General features: G+C 72.3%; 18 protein-coding genes. 9 read left to right on the top strand and 9 right to left on the bottom strand.

Annotation, left to right across the window (positions count from 1 at the left end; all coding sequences use genetic code 11):
* Positions 1 to 2 precede the first annotated feature (2 nt).
* From I4I82_RS01175 to I4I82_RS01135, 9 genes are all read right to left on the bottom strand, one after another.
* Positions 3 to 1,184, bottom strand: a complete 1,182-nt coding sequence (locus I4I82_RS01175; RefSeq protein ID WP_218593603.1) for an acyl-CoA dehydrogenase family protein — start codon at positions 1,182 to 1,184, stop codon at positions 3 to 5.
* 64 nt (positions 1,185 to 1,248) lie between these two features.
* Positions 1,249 to 2,415 carry an acyl-CoA dehydrogenase family protein gene (locus I4I82_RS01170; protein WP_218593602.1) on the bottom strand — a complete coding sequence of 389 codons (1,167 nt, stop codon included), beginning with the start codon at positions 2,413 to 2,415 and terminating at the stop codon, positions 1,249 to 1,251.
* Positions 2,416 to 2,464: 49 nt separating this feature from the next.
* Positions 2,465 to 3,268 carry an enoyl-CoA hydratase/isomerase family protein gene (locus tag I4I82_RS01165; protein WP_218593601.1) on the bottom strand — a complete coding sequence of 268 codons (804 nt, stop codon included), beginning with the start codon at positions 3,266 to 3,268 and terminating at the stop codon, positions 2,465 to 2,467.
* Positions 3,265 to 4,449 (bottom strand): acyl-CoA dehydrogenase family protein, encoded by a 1,185-nt coding sequence (locus tag I4I82_RS01160; protein WP_218593600.1) that lies wholly within the window; start codon positions 4,447 to 4,449, stop codon positions 3,265 to 3,267. The genes I4I82_RS01165 and I4I82_RS01160 overlap by 4 nt, the downstream gene beginning before the upstream one ends.
* Before the next feature lie 16 nt (positions 4,450 to 4,465).
* Positions 4,466 to 5,605, bottom strand: coding sequence for an acyl-CoA dehydrogenase family protein (locus I4I82_RS01155; protein ID WP_218593599.1), 1,140 nt, complete (start codon positions 5,603 to 5,605; stop codon positions 4,466 to 4,468).
* Positions 5,605 to 6,789, bottom strand: a complete 1,185-nt coding sequence (locus I4I82_RS01150; RefSeq protein WP_218593598.1) for an acyl-CoA dehydrogenase family protein — start codon at positions 6,787 to 6,789, stop codon at positions 5,605 to 5,607. Before I4I82_RS01150 ends, I4I82_RS01155 begins: the two co-directional genes overlap by 1 nt.
* Positions 6,790 to 6,864: 75 nt before the next feature.
* On the bottom strand, positions 6,865 to 7,209 hold the full coding sequence (locus I4I82_RS01145; RefSeq protein WP_218594998.1) for a hypothetical protein: 345 nt from the start codon (positions 7,207 to 7,209) through the stop codon (positions 6,865 to 6,867).
* Positions 7,210 to 7,432: 223 nt separating this feature from the next.
* Positions 7,433 to 9,100 (bottom strand): class I adenylate-forming enzyme family protein, encoded by a 1,668-nt coding sequence (locus I4I82_RS01140; protein WP_218589674.1) that lies wholly within the window; start codon positions 9,098 to 9,100, stop codon positions 7,433 to 7,435.
* Between the two features lie 28 nt (positions 9,101 to 9,128).
* On the bottom strand, positions 9,129 to 10,271 hold the full coding sequence (locus I4I82_RS01135; RefSeq protein ID WP_218589675.1) for an acyl-CoA dehydrogenase family protein: 1,143 nt from the start codon (positions 10,269 to 10,271) through the stop codon (positions 9,129 to 9,131).
* A 108-nt stretch (positions 10,272 to 10,379) separates the two neighbouring features.
* Here I4I82_RS01135 and I4I82_RS01130 point away from each other — a divergent pair, with 108 nt between their 5' ends.
* The 9 genes from I4I82_RS01130 (at position 10,380) to I4I82_RS01090 (ending at position 20,129) form a co-directional block, all read left to right on the top strand.
* Positions 10,380 to 11,306, top strand: coding sequence for an alpha/beta fold hydrolase (locus I4I82_RS01130; protein ID WP_218589676.1), 927 nt, complete (start codon positions 10,380 to 10,382; stop codon positions 11,304 to 11,306).
* Positions 11,303 to 12,106 carry an enoyl-CoA hydratase/isomerase family protein gene (locus tag I4I82_RS01125; RefSeq protein WP_218589677.1) on the top strand — a complete coding sequence of 268 codons (804 nt, stop codon included), beginning with the start codon at positions 11,303 to 11,305 and terminating at the stop codon, positions 12,104 to 12,106. Before I4I82_RS01130 ends, I4I82_RS01125 begins: the two co-directional genes overlap by 4 nt.
* A gap of 133 nt (positions 12,107 to 12,239) precedes the next feature.
* Positions 12,240 to 13,100, top strand: a complete 861-nt coding sequence (locus I4I82_RS01120; RefSeq protein WP_226369815.1) for an alpha/beta fold hydrolase — start codon at positions 12,240 to 12,242, stop codon at positions 13,098 to 13,100.
* A gap of 43 nt (positions 13,101 to 13,143) precedes the next feature.
* Positions 13,144 to 13,971: a citrate/2-methylcitrate synthase gene (locus tag I4I82_RS01115; protein WP_218589678.1), complete on the top strand. Its 828-nt coding sequence runs from the start codon at positions 13,144 to 13,146 to the stop codon at positions 13,969 to 13,971.
* Positions 13,972 to 14,071: 100 nt separating this feature from the next.
* The gene (locus I4I82_RS01110; protein ID WP_218589679.1) at positions 14,072 to 15,325 is read left to right on the top strand and encodes a bifunctional 3,4-dihydroxy-2-butanone-4-phosphate synthase/GTP cyclohydrolase II; all 1,254 of its coding nucleotides are present in this window, start codon (positions 14,072 to 14,074) and stop codon (positions 15,323 to 15,325) included.
* A gap of 451 nt (positions 15,326 to 15,776) precedes the next feature.
* Complete coding sequence (locus tag I4I82_RS01105) at positions 15,777 to 17,423, top strand: long-chain fatty acid--CoA ligase (protein WP_218589699.1); 1,647 nt, start codon at positions 15,777 to 15,779, stop codon at positions 17,421 to 17,423.
* Positions 17,420 to 17,860, top strand: coding sequence for a hypothetical protein (locus I4I82_RS01100; RefSeq protein ID WP_218589680.1), 441 nt, complete (start codon positions 17,420 to 17,422; stop codon positions 17,858 to 17,860). The genes I4I82_RS01105 and I4I82_RS01100 overlap by 4 nt, the downstream gene beginning before the upstream one ends.
* Positions 17,861 to 17,901: 41 nt before the next feature.
* On the top strand, positions 17,902 to 18,654 hold the full coding sequence (locus I4I82_RS01095) for an SDR family NAD(P)-dependent oxidoreductase (RefSeq protein WP_218589681.1): 753 nt from the start codon (positions 17,902 to 17,904) through the stop codon (positions 18,652 to 18,654).
* A 77-nt stretch (positions 18,655 to 18,731) separates the two neighbouring features.
* On the top strand, positions 18,732 to 20,129 hold the full coding sequence (locus I4I82_RS01090) for an LLM class flavin-dependent oxidoreductase (RefSeq protein WP_218589682.1): 1,398 nt from the start codon (positions 18,732 to 18,734) through the stop codon (positions 20,127 to 20,129).
* Positions 20,130 to 20,132 lie beyond the last annotated feature (3 nt).

Raw genomic sequence — 20,132 nt, 5'->3', positions numbered from 1 at the left:
TCCTAGCGGTTGCGGGGTAGGCCGAGGACACGCTCGGCGATGATGTTGCGCTGGATCTCCGAGGTGCCGGAGTGGATCGTCAGGGCGTGGGTCCAGAGCCAGTAGTGGGCCCAGTAGCCGTCGTCGACGGCGGTCTCGTCGTCGCGGACGAGCAGCCCGCGCAGGCCGAGCATCTCCACCGCGAGCCGGTGCATCCGCTGTTCGGACTCCGACCAGTGCAGCTTCGCGATCGACACCTCCGGACCGGGCGGGCGGCCCAGCGCGGAGGCCGCCATCGCCTGCTGGCCGTTGCGGCGCAGGGCGGCGACGTCGACGGCGCACCGGGCGATCCCGTCCCGGACGAGCGGGTCCTCGATCGCCGGGCGGCCGCCGACGCCGGTCCGACCGGCGAGCGCGACCAGGTCCTCCACGACGACGGCCAGCCGCGGCACCAGCTCCGCGGTCCCGATCGCGCGTTGCGTGGTCATCGCGGCCATCGCGACCCGCCACCCGTCGTCGACCTCGCCGAGCACGTTCTCCAGCGGCACCCTGACCCGGTCGAAGAAGACCTCGTTCTCCCGTGCGTCGCCGGTGAGCATCGGCATCGGCTCGATCCGGATGCCGGGGGAGGACAGGTCGACGAGTGCGAAGGTGATCCCGCGCCCCCGGCTGTCCGGGGCACCGGTGCGGCACAGCAACATGGTCCAGGTCGCGAACTGCGCCAGCGAGTTCCAGCGCTTCCGCCCGGTGACCACCAGCTCGTCGCCCTCCACGTCGGCGCGGCACTGGATGTTGGCCATGTCCGAGCCGTTGTCCGGTTCGGAGAAGGTCTCGCACCACATCATGTCGCCGGCGATGACCGGTGGCAGGAACCGGGCCTTCTGCTCGGCGGTGCCCAGCTGCATGAGCGTCGGGGCGAGGATCAGCTGCCCGAAGATGTCGGCCGGCTCCGGTGCCCTCGCCGCGGCGCACTCCTCGGCGAACAGGAGCCGTTCGGTGGCCGATGCGGGCCGCCCCCCGAACTCGACCGGCAGCCCGAGCCCTCCGAAACCGGCCCGGTGCACGGCCCGCTGCCATGCCTTGCCCTCCGCGATCCGCCCGGCGAGCGACGCGGACGGCGCCCGGCCGCGTCCCCAGTCCGCCGGCAGCGCGTCCGCCAGCCACGAGCGGACCTCCTCGCGGAACCGCGTCTCGGTCGTCGTCACGGGTTCGGTCCTCTCCTCGTCGAGCTGCTCGCCGCGGTCGGCGCCGCGGCCGGTGCGGACGTGGTCAGTACGACCGGGGCAGCCCGAGAACGTGTTCGCTGACGTAGTTGAGCACCATCTCCTGGGAGATCGGCGCGATCCGCATCAGCCGCGCCTCCCGGAAGTAGCGCTCCACGTGGTACTCGACGGCGTAGCCGAAACCGCCGTGGGTCTGCACGGCACGGTCGGCGGCGAAGAACGCGGCGTCGGCCGCCAGGTACTTCGCCGAGTTGGCCTCGCGGGCGCAGGGCCGGCCGCGGTCGTAGAGCCACGCCGCCTTGCGCGCCACCAGCTCGGCCGCGTCCAGCCGCATCGTCGCCTCGGCGAGCGGGAACGCGATGCCCTGGTTCTGCCCGATCGGGCGGTCGAACACCACCCGCTGCCTGGCGTAGGTGACGGCCCGGTCCACCGCCGAACGCCCGATGCCGACCGACTCGTGGGCGAGCAGGATGCGTTCGGGGTTGAGACCGTCGAGCAGGTAGCGGAAGCCCTGGCCCTCCTCCCCGATGCGACACGCCTCGGGCACCCGCAGGCCGTCGATGAACAGCTCGTTGGAGTTGACCGCGTTGCGGCCCATCTTGGGGATCTCGCGGACGTCGATGGCGGAGCGGTCCATCGGTGCCATGAACAGCGTCATCCCGTCGGTGCGCTTGGCGCAGTCCTCCAACGGGGTGGTGCGGGTCAGCAGCAGCAGGTACTCCGCCTGCTGGGCCTTGGTGATCCAGACCTTGCGCCCGTCCACGACGTAGCCGTCGCCGTCGCGGCGGGCCCGGGTGGTGATGCGGCTGGTGTCGGTGCCGGCGTCGGGCTCGGTGACCGCGAAGGACACGTGCAGGTCGCCGGAGACGACCCGGGGGAGCAGCTCCCGACGCAGCTCCGCGGACCCGTGCTTGACCAGCGGGTTCATCCCGAACAGCGTGAGGTGGATGGCGCTGCAGCCGTTCATCGCCGCACCCGAGGAGGCGACCTCCTGCAGCAGCAGCGCCGCCTCGGTGATGCCCAGCCCGGCGCCGCCGTACTCCTCGGGGATCGCCACGCCGAGCCAGCCGCCGTCGGCGAGTGTCCGGTAGAACTCGGTCGGGAAGCGGTGCTCGGAGTCGCACGCCGACCAGTACGCGTCGTCGTAGCGGGCGATCAGCTCGCGCACGCCCTTGCGCAGCGCGTCGTGATCCTCGTCCTGCTCGAAGTCCATCGGTGTCCCCTTCGGGTCGGCCACCGCCACGGCCGTGGCGCGGCAGGCGCTACAGCGGGCTGTCCCGGACGGCGGAGAAGTCGGGTTCGCGCTTCTCGACGAAGGAGGCACGACCCTCCACGGCGTCGGGACCGGTCATGTCGAGTGTCGCCGAGAGCCACTCGACCTCGAGGAAGCGCTCCAGCGGCAGGTCGTCGGCGGCGCGGATCATCCCCTTCGTCAGGCGCAGCGCCTCGGCCGGCCCGCGGGCCATGGCCGCGGCCATCGCGACGGCGTCGGTGAGCGCGGCACCCGGCTCCGCCTGATGCGCGACCAGGCCCGCCGCGGCGGCCTCCGCCGCGGTCATCCGGCCGCCGGTGAGCAGCAGGGCCGCGGCCCGTTGCCGGCCGAGCGCCCGGGTCAGGAACCAGGCCGCACCGCCGTCGGGCACCAGCCCGCGCAGCACGAACGGCGCGCCGAACACCGCGTCCCTGGCCGCGACGACGACGTCGCAGGCCAGCGCCAGGCTCCAGCCGATACCCATCGCCGGGCCCTCGACGGCGGCGAGCACAGGTTTGGGCAGTCTGAGCAGGTCCTCCAGCACCCGCTGCCCGACGAGCAGGCGAGCCGCAGGCGCCCCGAGCCCGGTGCCGCGCGACGGGGAGGACTTGACGTCCCCACCGGCGCAGAACGACCCGCCCGAACCGGTCAGCACGACCGAGCGGCAGCGGTCGTCGGCGGCCACCTCGGACACCACCGGCCCGAGCTCCTCCCAGGTCTGCCACCCGACCGCGTTCCGCGCGGCCGGCCGGTTCAGGGTGATCACCGTGACACCCGGCTCCGGTCGGTCGACCAGCACGACCCGTTCGCTCATCGGTGCGCCCCTCCCGCCGCCCCTACGGGCTCGGCCGCGCGCCCGGTGCCCGGGCCGGCCGGGGCCGGGCCGGTGAGCGCACCCAGGTGCGCCGCGAGTGCGGTGCGGGCCGCGGCGAGGTCGGCGCCGCCGCGCCCGGCGAGGGCGGCGCGGTAGAACACGTGCACGCCCTGCTCCCACGTGAAGCCCGCGCCGCCGTGACACTGCACCGCCGCCTCTCCCGCCGCGAGATAGGCGCCCGAGGACCACATTCGGCTGGCCACCGCGTCTGCGGGGGCGCCGGGGGCGGCTGTGGCGAGGTCCCAGGCCACGCGGTAGGCGAGGGAACGGGCACCTTCGACCTTCGCCGTCACGTCGGCCAACCGGTGCCGAACGGCCTGGAACGAGCCGATCGGGCGGCCGAACTGGACCCGGTCGGTGCAGTAGGCCACCGTGCGGGCGATCACCTCCGTGCCGCCGCCGACGGCTTCGGCGTCGAGGAACAGGCTGTGGCCGGCCGCGCAGGCGTCCTCGTGCTCGAGCAGGTCGGGAGGGGTGTGGAGCGAGGCGACGTCGACCGCGACGCCGTCGAGGGTCACGTCGGCCACCGGCCGGCGCAGGTCCACGCCGGACGGTTCGCCGACGGACACCCCGGCGCGGTCCAGCCCGACGAGAGCCACCGCCGGACGCCCGTCGAGCTCCGTCGCGACGACGACCGCGTCGGCGCCTGCGGCGCAGGCCACCTGCGACAGCACGCCGCTCACCCGCGCCTCGTCCCCGTCGCGCACGGCGGCCAGCCGCTGCGCCCGGCGGCGCGGCACGGCGTCCGGGCCGGGAACCTCGATCCCCGGCACGAGCGCGGTGACCAGCGAACCGTCGCGCAGCCGTTCGAGGCCGGCGGTCCAGCCGGTGGCCAGCGCCAGGGGCAGGAGGTAGCCGGCGACGGTGTCGACCGGGCCGGTGACGGGCGCCGTGCCGAACGCCTCGGCCACGTGCAGCGCCGCGACCCGCGCGGCCGGGCCGGCACCGTCCTCGGCCCCGGAGGCGAAGTGCTCCAGCCATTCCGACCCGACGAGTTCCCGCCAGGCGGCGCGCCGCGCCGCAGGGGCGGGTTCCGTGCCGGGGTCGGGCATCCGCTCGCGCAGGAACTCGAGCAGCGCCGACCGCAGCGCGGCCGCCTCGTCGTCGATCCGGTAGTCCATCCCGCTCCTCGTCGGTTCAGCCGCGGTCGCTCGGCATGCCGAGCGACTTCGCGATCAGGTTGCGCTGGATCTCCGACGTACCGCCGTAGATCGTCTCCGCCCGGCTGAACAGCAGCGCCCGCAGCCAGTCCGACCAGGGCCCGCCGGCCCCGGTGACCTCCCGCCCCGCCGCCTCGACCAGGGTGGCGAGCTGGGCCTGGTGGCCCTCGCTCCACAACACCTTGGCCACCGGTGCGAGCATCCCCGGCTCGCCCCCGTCGGCGGTCGTCGCGAGCACCCGGCGCACGGTGCTGTCCACCGCGCGGCTGCGCACGAACGCCTCGACCAGGACGTCGTCGGCGTGGCCGTCGCGGTGCAGCTGCGCGTTCATCAGGACCAGCTCGCGGGAGAGTTGCAGGGCCCGCTGGGCCAGCCCGGTCGAACGCTCCCGGGCGAGCGCGTACGTGGCCACCCGCCACCCGTCGCCGATCCCGCCCACGACGTCGTCGGCGTCGACGGCGACCTCGTCGAGGAAGACCTCGCAGAACTCGCTGGTGCCGGTGATGTTCCGCAGCGGCCGGACGGTGACTCCCGGCCGGTCCATGTGCAGCACCACCATCGTGACGCCGTCCGGCACCCCGGCGACCCGGACCATCAGGTAGCAGCGCTGCGCGAACAGGGCGTAGGAGGTCCACACCTTCTGCCCGGACACCACGAACCGGTCGCCGTCAGGAACCGCCCGGGTGGCCAACCGGGCCAGGTCGGACCCGGCCCCGGGCTCGGAGAAGCCCTGGCACCAGATGTCGTCGTGCGCCAGCATCGGGCCGAGGTAGCGGTCCTGCTGAGCCTCGGTGCCGAACGCCATGAGAGCCGGCGCGAAGATGCCCATCCCGTTGGTGTTCATCTGCTCGGGGGCACCCGCCGCGACCATCACGTCGAGGAACGCCAGCTGTGCGTCGACGCCGAGCCCGCGCCCACCGTGGGCGACCGGCCAGTGCGGCGCCAGCCAGCCGCCGCGGTGCAGCATGCGCCCCCACTCGCGGCGCATCGCGACGTACGCCGCGTCGTCGCCGGTGCCGACGGGCACGTCACGCCACTGCGCCGGCAGGTGCTCCTCGACCCACGACCGCAGCTCGTCGCGGTAGGCAGCCGCCTCGGCGGACAGAGCCAGGTCCATCAGGACTTCCGCTGGCTGACGCGCACGCCGGTGACCTCGCCCGCGATCATGTTGCGCAGGACCGCGGTGGTGCCGCCGCCGATGCCCAGGCCGAACGCGTCGCGCACGTAGCGTTCCATCGGGTACCGGGTGAGGTAGCCCTTGTGACCGAGCAGTTGCAGGGCCTCGGTGGTGACCATGAGGGCCGCCTCGTTCGCGGCGAGCTTCGCCATCGCGGTCTCCCGGATGCCGGGGAAGCCCTCGACGTCGGTGCGGGCCGCGCGCCAGAGCAGCAGCCGGGCCGCGTCGATGGCGGTGGCCATGTCGGCGATCTTCCACTGCAGTCCCTGGAACTCCACGATGGGGCGGCCGAACTGCTCGCGCTCCTTGACGTAGGCGACCGCGTCGTCCAGCGCGCTGCGGGCGAGGCCCAGCGACATCGCCGCGTTGCCGCAGCGTTCCGGGTTGAACTGGCGGATCAGGAACCTGGCCCCGTCCCGGGAGCCCTTCCTCGGTTCGAGCACGACCTGGTCGGCGCGCACCGGCACGTCGGTGAAGCGCATGATGCCCTCGGCGACGGCGCGGCCGCCCATCTTCGGCTCGGTCTCGATCGGGGCGAGGCCCTCCACGTCGCGGTCGATCAGGACCGCGCCGATGCCGTCGGGCCCGGCGGTGTCCGGCGCCCGGCAGAAGACGAGGAAGGAGTCCGACCGCAGCGCACCGGTGATGTGGCACTTCTCGCCGTTGAGCAGGAAGCCGTCGCCGTGCGGGCTGAGCGTGGTCTGCAGGGCGGTGCCGTCGGAGCCGGCCTGGGGCTCGGTCATGGCGATCGAGAAGCACACCGAACCGTCCGCGACCCGCGGCAGGTACTCCTTCCGCTGCTCGTCGGTGCCGATCCGGGCGATCACCCGGGGCGGCCCGTTCACCTGCATCTGGATCGTCATCGCGCTGGCCAGGCAACCCGCGGACAGCTCCTCCAGCACCAGGCACGCCTCGAACGTCCCGAGGCCCTGGCCGCCGTACTCGACCGGGACGGTGAGACCGGTCAGGCCCGCCCGGCGCAGGATGTCGAACTGCTCCTCCGGGAACTCCGCGCGCCGGTCCCACTCCGCGGCTCGGGGTCGCAGCTCGTTCTCGGCGATCGTGCGGGCGCGGGCGACCAGGTCGGCCTGGGCGTCGGTCAGCTGGTCGAGCGGGGTGGTCATGCGGATCCCTCCGTGGCTGGGTGGACCGGCACCGGCGCAGATCGCGGCGACGGGCCCCCTTCGTCATAAGGATTATCACGTGAGGGCGGTGGCGGGGCAACGGATTCCGGTCGAGGTAGCGGTGGAGCGATCGGTACCCATAGCCGTGCCCGCCACGACGGGCGGCGGCCCGTCGCCGGTGACCAGTGCACCGCTCTCGTCCAGATCGACCAGCCAGTCGCCGACCGGCCCGCTGTGCACGCGCAGCCCGCGGTGGCCGCACAACGCGCTTGCGACGGCGGTGGCCGGTCCGCCGGCGCCCAGATGCAGCACCGCCCCGTCCGAGACCAGCGCTGCGACGCGCGCGGCGATCCGGGCCTCGATCTCGGCCAGCACCACCCGCGCAGTTCCGACCGCCGCCACGAGGTAGTCCACGCTCACCCCGAGACCGTGGTGGCCGTCCGCGTCGGCCGGTGAGTCCTGGTGCCGCGGCGAGCCGACGGTCAAAGATTCATGCCCACGAACGCCGTGACCCCGCCCAGCCCCGCTGCCTGGCGCAGCAGCGCAGCGATCGACGCCCGCGGCTCGCCGCCCGCCTCCCCCCACACCATCGTGTCGCCCCAGCCGGACGAACTCCCGCAGGTCGATCACAGCGGGCCCGGCGTCATCGCTGTGGGCGCAGCTGCCCGGCCCGTTCGCGCAGCGAGTACCGCATGAACTTGCCGGTGCTCGTCATCGGGAAGGACTCGACCAGCTCGACCGCCTCCGGCCACTTGGTCCGGCTCAGACCCTTCTCCTCGAGGAAGGCCGTGAGGTCGGCCAGGGCGACGTCGTCGCCGGGGGTCGCGGGAACGACGAAGACCGCAGCCCGCTGACCGAGCCGCTCGTCGGGCATGGCGACGACCGCGGCCTGGCCGACGCGGGGGTGCTCGTAGAGCAGCTCCTCGATCTCCCGGGGATCGATCTTGTACCCGCCCCGGTTGATCAGATCGTCGCGGCGGGACACGAAGTAGCCGTAGCCGTCGGCGTCGAAGCGGACGATGTCGGCGGAGCGGAACCACCCGTCGGGGGTGAACATCTTCGTCGTCGTCTCCGGCTGGCCGTAGTAGCCGACCACGAAGTTCGCCCCGCGCGACCAGAGCTCGCCCTCCCCGGGCAGCTCGACGTCGTTCCCCTCGTCGTCGACCAGCCGCATCTCGATCCCGTCCAGTACGGAGCCGATGCTCCGGCTGGTCACCGAGATCGGGTCGCCCGGCCGCGTCATGTGCGTCACACCGGCCTCGGTGTAGCCGTAGAACGCGGCGATCTCGGCACCGAGCTGCGCGTTGAGCGCGTTGAGCGTCTCGGCCGGGCAGGGGGCGCCCGCGTAGCAGATGCCGCGCAGGCTCTGCACGTCGCGGGAGCCGAGGTCGGGGAAGCGGGCGAGGTCGATCAGCATCGGCGCCGCCCCGAGCAGGTAGGTCGGCTTGTCGCGTTCGAGCAGCTCGACGCACCTGTTCACGTCCCAGCCGGTCAGCAGCGTGAACGCCGCTCCGCGCCGCAGGGCCGAGAGCACGCCCAGGCCCAGCCCGGTCAGGTGCGCGATGGGCGTGACGATGATCCACTGCGCGTCGCGGGGGAACTGCTGGCCCTGCTCGAAGCTCTGGATCCAGGACAGGTTGTTGGCGTGGGTGTGCAGCTCCGCCTTCGGCCGCCCGGTGGTGCCGGAGGTGAACATGATGAAGAACGGGTCGGCGCCGGTGGGCCGCAGCGCTTCGATGTCGTGCGCCGGCTCCGCCGCGGTCAGGTCCTCGAAGGAGAGCAGGTCGTCGCCGTCACCGCCGACCACCACGAGGTGCTCCAGCACGGCGATCCGCTCGCGCATCGCGCGGGCCAGCGGGAGGAAGTCGCGGCCCTTGAACGAGGCGGGGACGACCAACGCCCGGGCCCCCGTCAGGTTCAGCACGTAGTCGAGGTCGTGCTCGTCGTAGACGACGTGCAGGAACACCGGGATGATCCGGACCCGGGCGCAGGCCATCAACGTCAGGCAGAACTCGCTCGAGTTCGGCAGCTGCATCGCGAGCCGGTCGCCGGGCCGCAGGCCGAGATCCAGCAGCGAGCTCGCCAACCGCCGGGTCCGCTGCTCGTACTCGCCGTAGCTGGTGCGCCGGCCGTCCTCGTCGATGATCGCCAGGGAGTCCGGCCGCTCGGCCGCGTGCCGCTCGAGGTCGTGCACGAAGCTCTGCTCGGTCCAGGCGCCCTGGTCGACGTAGCGCTGCAGCACCTCGCGGGTGACCCAGGTGTCGTCGCGGGCGGCCAGCTCGTCGAGTCGGTCGCTGAGCTCGTCGGTCATGGTGCTCCCCGGTCGTGGTGCGGGCTGGTCAGCCGTTGAGGCCGAGCTGCCCGGCGATGATGTTCTTCTGGATCTGCGACGTGCCCCCGAAGATGGTCATGACGAGGCTGTCGCGGACGTAGGACTGCATGTCGCTCTCCATGCTGTAGCCCATCCCGCCCATGAACTGCATGCCCTGCAGGGCGGCTTCCTTGGCCGTCTCGGTGGCGAACAGCTTCGCCATCGAGGCCTCGGCCGGGGCCGGGTCGCCCCCGTCGAGCAGTTCGGCGACGTGCCGGACCAGCAGCCGCGCGGCAAGCAGCTTGGTGGCCGTCTCGGCGAGCCCGTGCTGCAGCGCCTGGAACCGGCCGATGGGCTGCCCGAACTGGTGGCGTTCCTTCGCATAGCGCAGCACGTCGTCGAACGCGCGTTGGCCGACCCCGACCGCCTCCGCACCGATGATCATCCGCTCGCTGTTGAGTCCCTGCACCAGCGCCCGCCAACCGGCGTCGAGCCCGCCCACGATGTCGGCGTCGGTGGCCCGGACGTCCGCGTAGCGGGTGATGGTGGTGTCGATGTGCCCGAGCATGTCCAGCTTGGTCACCTCCACCCGGTCCATCGGCACCAGGAACAGCGAGATGCCGCGGTGCTTGGCCGCGTCGGGGTTGGTCCGCGTCACCACCAGGACCCAGCGCGCGTGGTTGGCGTTGCTGGTGTAGATCTTCTCGCCGTTGATCCGCCAGCAGTCGCCGTCGCGGCGGGCGTGGGTGCGGACCGCCGCGGCGTCGGACCCGGTGTCCGGCTCGGTGATCGCGATGGACAGCACGTCACCCTGGGCCACCGCGGGGAGCACGCGCCGCTTCTGCTCCTCGGTGCCGAACCTGATCAGCGCCTGGGCGGTGATGACCGTGGTGAGGTACCCGGTCACCGGCAGCCGGTGGTAGGACAGGCGTTCGGTGAGCAGGGCGACGTCGGACAGCTCGCCGGCCGAGCCGCCGTACTCCTCGGGGATGGTCAACCCGAGCCAGCCGGTGGCCGCCAGCTTCCGGTAGAGGGCGTCGTCGTGGGCGACGGTGCCGTTCGCGGTCATCGCACGCAGCTTGTGGGGCGGGCACTCCCGCTCGCAGAACGCATCGACGGCCTTCACGAAGTCGGCCTGTTCCGGGGTGAGCCGCTCGCGCAGGGCTGCCATGAGAAACCTCGCTGTTCCTGATAAGGATCACCCGGTACGTTAGCGGCTCCTGGCGGCCACGTCACTAGCCGCGGCCTGCCCTGCACGACGTCGCTGAGGAGGAACCGGATGAGCACCGTCGAGCCCGCCCACACCTCGGAGCTGGTGTCCCCGGACGGCACCCGGGTGGTGGTCTACCGGTGGGATCCGGTGGGCGCCCCGCGTGGCGTCGTCCAGATCGCGCACGGCCTGGGCGAGCACGCGCGCCGGTACGCGGAGACCGCGGCCGCCCTGAACGCCGCCGGCTTCGTGGTCTACGCCAACGACCACCGCGGCCACGGCGCCACCGCGGGCGACCCGTCCCGGTTCGGGGCCTTCGGGGAGGACGGGTGGAACCGCCTGGTCGGGGACGTCGGGGCGCTGGTGGAGACGATCCACGAGGCCCACCCGGGGCTGCCCGTCGTGCTGCTCGGGCACAGCATGGGGTCACTGGCCTCCCAGCAGTACCTGCTCGACCACAGCGACCGCGTCGACGCGGCCGTGCTGTCGGGCAGCACCGCGCTGGACCAGCTGGCCGCGGCCATCGACCTGGACCAGCCCCTCGAGCTCGCGGGGTTCAACGCCCCGTTCGAGCCCGCCCGCACCGAGTCGGACTGGCTCAGCCGCGACGAGGCGGTCGTGGACGCCTACGTCGCCGACCCCGCCTGCGGCTTCGGCACCGACATCCCCTCGTCCAAGCTCATGTTCGGGTCCGGCTCCCAGCTGGCCGACCCGCAACGGCTCGCCGGCATCCGTTCGGACCTGCCGCTCTACGTGGTCGCCGGGGACCAGGACCCGATCAACGCCGGGCTGGTCCTGCTCGACCTGCTCGTCGAGCGCTACCGCGCGGCCGGGCTCACCGAGGTCACGGTCGCCACCTACGAGGGCGGCCGGCACGAGATCCTGAACGAGACCAACCGTGCCGAGGTGGTCGCCGACCTGGTGGCCTGGTTGGACCGGGTGCTCGTCGCCCACCGAGCCGCGACCGACCCGACCACGACGGAGGCGACGGGATGACCGAGACCGAGACCGAGTTCCAGCACGTCCGGATCGAGGTCGACCGCGGGGTCGGCCTGCTGACCGTCGACCGGCCACCCGCGAACGCGCTGGACCTCGCCCTCGTGCAGGAGATCTCGCTGGCGGCGACGCGTACGGCGGCCCGCGACGACGTCGGCGCGCTCGTCGTCACCGGTGCCGGACCACGGTTCGTTGCGGGCGCCGACATCAAGATGATGAACGCGCTCGGTGCGGACGAGATGCCCCGGTTCATCAGCGGCATCCAACGGGCGATGGACGACATCGAGGCCATCCCGCTGCCGACCATCGCGGCGGTCAACGGCCATGCGATGGGCGGCGGCATGGAGCTGGCACTGGCGTGCGACCTCCGCATGCTCGCGGAGCAGGCGCGGATCGGGTTGCCCGAGGTGAAGCTCGGGCTGCTGCCCGGGGCGGGCGGCACACAGCGGCTCGTGGAGGTCGTGGGCAAGGGCAGGGCGCTGGATCTGCTCTACACCGGACGCCCGCTCGCAGCCGCCGAGGCGTTGGCGTTGGGCCTGGTCAACAGCGTGCACCCGGTCGACCGGCTGGTGGCGGAGGCCGTGGACTACGCAGCAGGCCTCGCGGCGGGGGCCCGTCCGGCGCTGCGCGAGCTCAAGGCGTGCGTGCTGGCCCACCTCGACGGCGGCCGGCGAGCCGGGATGCGCGCCGAGGCGTCCGGGATCGACCGGCTCTTCGGCACCGCCGACGCCAGGGAGGGGATCGCGGCGTTCGTCGAGAAGCGGCCGCCGCGTTTCGGGCAGGGGACGGACCGGGACTGAGGGGTCGGGAGGTGGTGCGCCGCGGCCGCGTCCACGCACACCTCGCCCGAGCCCGGCCCGACGTCTATGGTCCGGGCATGGTCGATACCCATCCTCCCGGTGCCGTCCCGACGGCGACGATCAGCTCCCGCTCGTGAACGGCGTCCGTCCGGGTGAACGGGTCGTGTTCGACGGCGCCGCCGGCAAGATCGTCGGCGACCGCTGGGACGGGGTGGGCGAGCACCGTGGAGCCGTGCTGTTGCTGCACGGCGGCGGCCAGACCCGGCACTCCTGGTTCCGCACGGCCGCCGCGCTGGCCGACAACGGCTGGACCTCGCTCGCGCTGGATGCCCGCGGCCACGGCGACAGCGACTGGGCACCCGACGGCGACTACGGCATCGACGGGCTGGTGGCCGACCTGGCGTCCGTGGTGGGCGCCCTGGAGGAGCGCCCGCTGCTGATCGGCGCGTCGATGGGCGGGATGACCTCGCTCGTCGCGCAGGGCGAGCTGGGGGACGTGGCCCGCGCGCTCGTGCTCGTCGACATCGTGCCGCGGGCGGAACCCGCGGGCGTGGCCCGGATCGTGGCGTTCATGGGCGCCAACCCCGACGGGTTCGGTTCGCTGGACGAGGTCGCGGAGGCCGTGCGGGCCTACAACCCGCACCGCAAGCGCGCGCCGACGCCCGAGGGTCTGCGCAAGAACGTGCGACTGCGGGAGAACGGCCGGTGGTACTGGCACTGGGACCCGGCGTTCCTGCGGATCGACTCCGAGCCGCGCCGGTCCACCAGCCACGAACGGGCCGCCGCCGCGGCGCGGCGGATCAGCGTGCCGACGCTGCTGGTGCGCGGGGAACAGTCCGACATCGTCAGCGACGAGGGCGTCGCGGAGTTCCTCGAGCTCATCCCCGGATCGCGGCACGTGGACGTGTCCGCCACCGGGCACATGGTCGCGGGCGACGACAACGACGCCTTCACCTCCACGGTGCTGCGGTTCCTGGCCGACAGCGACATCTGAACCGGCGGCCCGCGGGCCGGGAGCGGGAGCGAGGCGTCCAGCGATGACGAGCGGCGACGGTCTGCGGTTCCGTACCGCGATCACCGAGATGGACGACGAGAAGATCTACGTCCGGGGCTACCCGCTCTCGGACCTGATCCGCGGTCGCAGCTACGCCGAGTGCACCTGGCTGACCCTGCGCGGCGAGCTGCCCACCGCCGCGCAGGCCGCGGTGTTCGAGGCCGTGCTCTGCGGGCTGATGTCCTACCCGGCCGCGCGCGGGCCGAACATCCTCGCCGGGCGCATCGCGATCTCGGTGCATCCCGACCCCGCCGTCGGGATCCTCGCGGCGCTGTCCTGCGCGGGGCACCGGACCGTCTCCCCGGAGCACACGGGGGAGATGCTGGCCGCCGCGCTGGAGCGTCTCGGGGACGACCGGACCGACGCCGGCCTGTCCGCCGCCGCCGCCGCGGTGGCCCGCGAACGCCGCGACGCGGGCGAGCCGCTCCCGGGGGCCGGGCACCCGGAGTTCACCGACCAGGACCCGCGGGCCGTGGCGGTGCTGGCGGTCGCGCGCCGGCACGGCGTCGAGGGCACCGTGAGCAGGCTGCACGACGCGATCCTCGCCGCGTACAACGCGTTGCGGCCCGGCCGGCGGCCGCTCCCGCTCAACATCGACGGCGCCATGGCCAGGGTGCTCACCGAGCTCGGGTTCGGGCCGCCGCAGATGTATGTGACCAGCCTGATCTCGTTCCTGCCCGGGATCGGGGCGCACATGCTCGAGGAGATCGAGAGCGGCGACCGGTTCCGGATGCTGGCGCCCGACCGTGAGGACTACGTCGGTCCGGCGCGGCGCCCGCTCCCACCTCGGGCGGCCCCCGGACCGGGCTGATCCGGACGTCCGGCGAGGCGACACAGCACGCGGCGCCCGGGTATGAGGTGTCGCGATGTCGTACACGTCGCCGTCGCCCATGCCTTCTACCGTGGCCTGCATGGATCAGGACCACCAGGTCGATGCGGCGCTGGCGGAGCTGCGCCGCGGCCGGATGGTCCTCGTCGTCGACGACGAGGACCGCGAGAACGAGGGCGACCTGATCGCCGCCGCCGAGCTGGCGACGCCGGAGATGCTCGCTTTCGTCATCCGCCACACCAGCGGCCTGGTCTGCGTCGGCATGGATGCCGCGCTCGTCGACCGGCTCGAGCTGCCTCCGATGGTCGCGGAGAACGACGACCCGAGGGCGACGGCCTTCACCGTCTCGGTCGACCTCAGGAACGTCACCAGCACCGGGGTGTCGGCCACGGACCGCGCGGCGACGATCCGGGCACTCGCCGACCCGGGCACCCGGCCGGGTGACCTGTCCAGGCCCGGACACATCTTCCCGTTGCGGGCCCGCGAGGGCGGCGTGCTGCGGCGGGCCGGGCACACCGAGAGCGCCGTGGACCTGTGCCGGCTCGCCGGGCTCGCACCCGCCGGTCTGCTCGCCGAGGTCACCAACCCCGACGGCACCATGGCGCGGCGTCCCGAGCTGGCCCGGTTCGCCCGACGGCACGGGCTGGTCTCGATCACCGTGGCCGACCTGGTGCGGTACCGCCTGCGCACGGACACCCTCGTGGTGCGCCAGGCCTCCGGCCGGGTCCCCAGCCCGCACGGCGAGTTCACGGTCACGACATACCGCTCGGAGCTCGACGGCAGCGAACACGTCGCGCTCGTGATGGGCGACGTGAGCCAGGCCGAGGAGCCGGCCCCCGGCGACGACGTGCTGGTGCGCGTGCACTCCGAGTGCCTCACCGGGGACGTGTTCGGATCACGCCGCTGCGACTGCGGCGAGCAGCTCCAGGCGGCGATGCAGCGCATCGGAACGGTCGGGCGCGGTGCGGTCGTCTATCTGCGCGGCCACGAGGGCCGGGGGATCGGACTCAGCCACAAGCTCCGCGCCTACACCCTGCAGGACGCGGGCATGGACACCGTCGAGGCGAACCTCGCCCAGGGGCTGCCCGTCGACAGCCGGGAGTACGGGCTCGGCGCACAGATCCTGCGTGACCTCGGCGTTCGACAGGTGTGCGTCATGACCAACAATCCCGCGAAGTACCACGGGCTCGCCGGGCACGGGGTGACGATCGCCGCCCGCGAACCGCTGATCATCGAGCCGAATGCCGACAACATCGCGTACCTGACGACCAAGCGGGTCCGCATGGACCACGAGCTAGGGGCCGTGCCCGACCCGGACGCGACCGCACTGCGGTGAGTGCGGAGGATCCTCCGGCGAGGATCCTCCTGTTCCTCCCGGGCGCCACGACACGGCCGTCCGTCCACTACCGACACCCCGCTGGCGGGCACCCGATCGCGGTCGCGTCCAGAACCTCCGGACGGGTTCGGAGACGCGTGAGGTACACCTGCGGCGCCCACCCCGGCTCGGCCGGGGCCCACGCGGGCGCGGTGGCCGACGTCGCGGTACCTCCCTGTCGGGCGGCCGCTCGTCCGGCCGCCCTGGTCGTCGACAGCCGTGGGCTGCTCGCAGGGGGAGTGGTGCAGAACGGGTCATGCCGACGTCCACCACAGGCCGAATCGGGACCCCGTCCACGCCGGGGGTCTCGGGTCGGTGCGTCGAGCCGCGGGAGTGTCACGATGTGACACACGCCACTTCCTCCTCCAGTGGCTAGCGTCGACCGGTGGAAGGACCGAGCACGGAGGTGGATATGGACGGCCTGATCATGGATCGGCCGCTGTTGATGAAGCAGCTGCTCTGGCGCGCGGAACGGGTGTTCGGCGACAAGCGCATCATCTCCCGGACCGGTGACGGCGAGGACTTCGGCTACACCTACGCGGAGTACGCGGTGCGGGTGCGCAAGCTCGCCCAGGCGTTGACGGCGCTGGGTGTGCGGCCCGGCGACCGGGTCGGGACGCTGGCGTGGAACACCCACCGGCACTACGAGGCCTACTTCGGCGTGCCGTGCATGGGTGCCGTGCTGCACACCGTGAACCTGCGGCTGTTCGACGAGCAGATCGCCTACATCATCAACCACGGTGGCGACCGGGTGCTGCTGATCGACCCCGACCAGATCCCGCTGGTCGAGCGGCTCGCCCCGGACCTGCCCGCTGTGCAGGCCTACGTGGTGCTCGCCGACGAGGTGCCCGAGACCACGCTGAGTCCGGTCCACTCCTACGAGGAGCTGCTCGCCGCCCAGGACGGGAAGCTGGAGTTCCCCGACTTCCCCGAGACCACCGCGTCCGCGATGTGCTACACGTCGGGCACGACCGGGGACCCCAAGGGCGTCCTCTACAGCCACCGGAGCGTGGTGCTGCACACCCTGGCCCTGTGCCTGCACGGCTCGATCGGGGTGCGCGAGGAGGCGATCTTCCTCGCCATCAGCCCGATGTTCCACGCCAACAGCTGGGGCATACCCTTCGCCGCCGCACTGCAGGGTGCGACGCTGGTGCTGCCCGGTCCGCACCCCGAGCCGAAGCACTACCTCGAGCTGATCGACCGGCACGAGGTCACCCATGCCGTCGGCGCGGTGACCATCGGCGTGATGATGCGCGACCTGCTCGAGCGCGACGACCCGCATTACGACGTCTCCTCGCTCGAGGTCCTCTGGCTGGGCGGTCAGGCCCCGCCGCGCGGCCTGATGAAGTGGTTCGCCGACACCCACGGCATCGTGGTGCCGCAGGGCTGGGGGATGACCGAGGCCTCGCCGCTGGTCACGTTCACGGCGTTGAAGAGCAAGCACGACCACGTCGCCGAGGACGAGGTCTACGACGTCCGCGGCAAGCAGGGTCTGCCCTTGCCGCTGTGCGAGGTCAGGCTCGTCGACGAGGGCGGCGAGGACCTGCCGTGGGACGGCAAGGCCGTCGGCGAGTACCACCTCCGGTCGCCGTGGATGGCCAACGCCTACTACGACGACCCGCGCGGCCCGGCCAGCTACGACGCGCAGGGCTGGTTCAAGACCGGTGACGTCGGCGTGATCGACCCGGACGGCTACGTGCAGCTCACCGACCGGTCCAAGGACCTGATCAAGAGCGGTGGGGAGTGGATCTCCTCGGTGGAGCTGGAGAACTCCCTGATGGCGCACCCGGCGGTGGCCGAGGCCTCGGTCGTCGCCGTGCCCCACGACAAGTGGCTGGAGCGCCCGCTCGCCTGCGTCGTGACCCGCGCACCGGTCACCTCCGAGGAGCTCACGGCCCACCTGTCGGAGCACTTCGCCCGCTGGTGGATCCCCGAGGAGTTCCTGTTCGTCGACGCCATCCCGAAGACCGGCGTGGGCAAGTTCGACAAGAAGGTCCTGCGGGCCAGGTTCGGCGACGCCGACGCCCGCAGGCGCTACCGAGCGGAGGCGTCCAGATGATCATCGTCGACTACCGGTGCGAGGCCTGCGACGGCGTCAGCGAGCACTTCGTGTCCAACCCGGCGCCGCCGACGATGCGGTGCCCGGCCTGCCGCGCACCCGCCAGACGCCGGTTCGCCGCCGTGGGGCTCTCCGGTCGGGCGGCACCGCCGAGCGAGCGCAGGCCGGCCGCGTCCGACCGTGCGCTGTGCCTGGACAACCGCGACGTGCCCGGGCTCTGCCACATGACGCCCGACGCCGCGCGCACGTGGGTCGCCAGGGCCAGGGGGGACAACCGCAGCCTCGACCGGGAGCTCGAACGTCAGGAGCGCTCCCTGAAGGAGACCGCCGGGCCCGTGGCCGACCCGGTGTCCCACGACCACGGACACGCCCACGGGACAGGGCACGGACACACCCACGCGGCGCCCGCCGCGGCGGGCGCCGCCGGCACCGCGTGAGCCCGGCCGGCCGATCGGACCGACGACCGAAGGGGAACGACATGGGTGACAGGCTTGCCGGCAAGGTGGCGCTGATCAGCGGCGCGGCACGGGGCCAGGGTGCCGCGCACGCGGCGCTGCTCGCCTCCGAGGGCGCGCGACTCGTGATCGGCGACATCCTCGCCGACGAGCTCGCGGCCGTGGCGGAGACGCTGACCGGGAAGGGTCACGACGTCGTCGCGCACGTGTTCGACGTCCGCGACGAGGACGGCTGGGACGCCGCGGTGGCACTGGCCGAGGAGCGCTTCGGCCGCCTCGACATCCTGGTCAACAACGCCGGGGTCCTCGACATGGCCGGCGTCGAGGCGACCACCCGCGAGAGCTGGGACCGGATCATCGCGACCAACCAGACCGGTGTCTGGCTGGGGATGAAGGCCGCGGCCGAGGCGATGCGCCGGGCGGGCGGCGGTTCCATCATCAACACCTCCTCGATCTACGGCCTCATCGGCAGCGGCGGGGCCACCGCGTACCAGGCCACCAAGGGTGCCGTCCGGCTGCTCACCAAGACCGCGGCCATCGAGTTCGCCGGTGGGGGCATCCGCGTCAACTCGGTCCACCCCGGGATCGTCGACACCCCGATGGTGTCCGACGACGTACCGGCCGAGGTCATCCCGATCATCGTCGGGGCGACGCCGCTGCAGCGCATGGCGCGGCCCGAGGAGATCTCCTACGGGGTGCTCTTCCTGGCCTCGGACGAGGCGTCCTACGTCACCGGTTCGGAGCTGGTGATCGACGGCGGCTACTCGACGCAGTGACCCGACCGGGCGCTCAGGCGCGCGGTCCACCAGTGCACGACCCACTATCGGCTTCGGCCGGAGAACGGAGGACAGCGATGGCGATCGAGATCGGGGTGTTCCACAACGGAGCCTCGGACCTCCCTGTCAAGCACGTGGAGTACAACGGGGACACGTTGGCCGTCAACGACGGTGACCTGCCCGCGACGCACACCTCGGCCCAGCGCACCATCGTCAACCAGGTGCGCCAGGGCATCCTCGCCGACCAGCTCGGCTTCGACTACTGGTTCCAGACCGAGCACCACTTCCAGCCCGAGGGTGCCGAGCTGAGCCCGAACCCGCTGCTGGGCGAGGCGGCCATCGCGTCTCGGACGAAGAACATCCGGCTCGGCCAGGCCGCCAACATCGTCACCTGGCACCACCCGATCCGGATCGCCGAGCAGGCCGCGATGCTGGATGTGATCAGCGGCGGCCGGCTGGAGTTCGGGATCGGCCGCGGCTACCAGCCGCGCGAGAACGAGGTGTTCGGCTGGGCCTACGGCTCGACGATCCAGGACCAGGAGCGCAACCGGGCATACTTCGAGGAGGCCTACGACATCCTCATCAAGGCCTGGACCCAGGACTCGATGTCCCATCACGGCGAGTTCATGTCGATCCCGCCGTCCTACACCAAGTGGGGCCACAAGCAGACCCACGCCTACTTCAGCCAGGAGGGCATGGGTCGCACGCTGGAGCAGGTGCTCAAGCTCGGGGCACCGGACATGTACTCCGCCGGCAACCCCGTACAGGCCACCACCACCAAGCTGCTGGAGATCCCGGTCTACCCGCAGCCGCTGCAGAAGCCCTATCCGCAGATGTGGGAGCCGCTGACCAGCCCCCGTTCCATCCGGTTCGCTGCCGAGCGGGGCATCAACGGGTACTTCATCGTCGAGCCCAACTCCCGGCTGAAGGCGAACATCGACCTCTACCACGAGGAGGCCGAGCGGGCCGGTTGGCCCGACCGGCAGAACCGCGGTGAGTTCAAGCGCGGCTGGGATGCCGAGCGCCGCCGCGGCGTGGTGACCTGCCGCTACATCCACTGCGTGGACAAGGGGCTCGGGGACATGGACCGGGCTGCCCGCGCGTTGGAGCTGCAGTGGGACTACTACGGCCCGTTCGGGTTCGCAGCGGTGCTGGCCGAGGCGGACGAGCCGTTCTACGACCTGAACATGAAGGTGACCGCGGAGCTGCTGCGGGACAAGAAGGTCGCCATCCACGGCTCCAAGCAGTACGTGATCGACTCGATCATGGAGGTCAAGGAGCAGTGCGGCTACGACGACTTCATGTTCCACACCTGGTTCGAGTCCGCCGGCTTCCAGGGTGAGGAGATCGAGGCGCAGATGCAGTACTTCGCCGAGGAGATCATGCCCGTCCTGCACCGTGAGTGCGGCCGTATCGAGCGCGAGCCGAGCAGCGTCGACCTCGACGTGCAGCCCCGCGTCACTGTCACCGCCTGACCA

Source organism: Pseudonocardia oceani (assembly GCF_019263585.2).
Lineage (GTDB): Bacteria > Actinomycetota > Actinomycetes > Mycobacteriales > Pseudonocardiaceae > Pseudonocardia > Pseudonocardia oceani.
Note: the sequence above shows the minus strand (reverse complement) of the source record. Positions and strands in the feature narration are given on the sequence as shown.